Source organism: Fructilactobacillus sp. X2R1C1 (assembly GCF_059901435.1).
The window spans coordinates 1-332 of sequence record NZ_JBWXUV010000057.1 but is presented as its reverse complement, the minus strand read 5'-3'; the positions used below and the strand labels follow the sequence as shown (position 1 = coordinate 332).

1 protein-coding gene is annotated in these 332 nt (G+C 23.2%); it reads left to right on the top strand.

Features of this window, described 5'->3' with window-relative positions:
* Positions 1–5: 5 nt before the first annotated feature.
* Positions 6–149, top strand: coding sequence for a DUF4260 family protein (locus AC6UDG_RS07485; RefSeq protein WP_500706958.1), 144 nt, complete (start codon positions 6–8; stop codon positions 147–149).
* The last annotated feature ends 183 nt before the right edge of the window (positions 150–332 follow it).

Here is a 332-nt window from a genome sequence, read left to right as displayed (position 1 = left end):
ATTTAATACTTCCATCTTTATTATTAATTTTTGGATATATATATAATAATAATTTTCTTATCGCAGTTAGTCTTATTATTTATATGCATGTTTTACTTGATAGAAGTATGGGATTTGGTATTAAAAAGATCAAGAATTTTGAAAATTGATTTTTATTTATACTAAAAATTTAAATATTGACGTATATTTTTTTTAAGTTATTATATAACCACTGGTTACTTTTATATAATGTGACATTGGAGGGAATTTTATAATGAATGATATTGTTATTGTGGGTGCAGGTCCAGCAGGAATGCTTGAAGCATTGTTATTAGTTAAAGAAGGTTTAAATG